Source organism: Ruegeria sp. AH12, assembly GCF_056541465.1.
Map to the genome: position 1 here is coordinate 1 of NZ_JBQFYL010000172.1, position 658 is coordinate 658.

General features: G+C 57.9%; 1 protein-coding gene. It reads left to right on the plus strand.

Features of this window, described 5'->3' with window-relative positions; translation table 11 throughout:
- Nucleotides 1-617 (plus strand): alpha-isopropylmalate synthase regulatory domain-containing protein (locus tag ACR0EL_RS22400; RefSeq protein WP_480502345.1); only part of this gene is annotated, 617 nt, incomplete at its 5' end.
- Between the last annotated feature and the right edge of the window lie 41 nt (nucleotides 618-658).

Below are 658 nucleotides of genomic sequence, written 5' to 3' on the forward strand. Positions count from 1 at the left end.
GGCAATCGAACCTGCGTAAACGTCTGACCGATGCGGGATTGGCCGTAGAAGCGGGCGATCCGGCGTTGGGACGTATCCTTGAGCGGATAAAACTGCGCGAGGCCGAGGGGTATTCCTACGACACCGCGCAGGCTAGTTTTGAGCTGCTGGCGCGGGATGAGTTGGGGCAATTGCCCGAATTCTTTGAGGTCAAGCGCTATAAGGTGACCGTTGAGCGCCGGAAAAACAAATACAACAAGATGGTCAGCCTGTCCGAAGCGGTTGTTGTTGTGAAAGTGGATGGCGAGAAGAAGCTGTCGGTAAGTGAGTCGCTGGATGAAAGCGGTAGCGATCGCGGTCCGGTGAACGCGCTTGCCAAAGCTCTGGCTAAGGATTTGGGGCAGTATTCGCAGATACTGTCGGATATGCGGCTGGTCGACTTCAAGGTGCGCATCACTCAGGGCGGGACCGAGGCGGTCACGCGCGTGATCATTGACAGCGAAGACGGGCAAGGGCGGCGCTGGTCTACGGTTGGGGTGAGTGCGAACATAATTGATGCCTCGTTCGAAGCGCTGCTGGATGCGATTCAGTGGAAACTGGTGAGCGATTGCGCCCCGCAGTCAGCGGCCGCCGAATAAGGTGGAGTTCGACGACGACATCAAGGCTTGTGCTGCGCTGG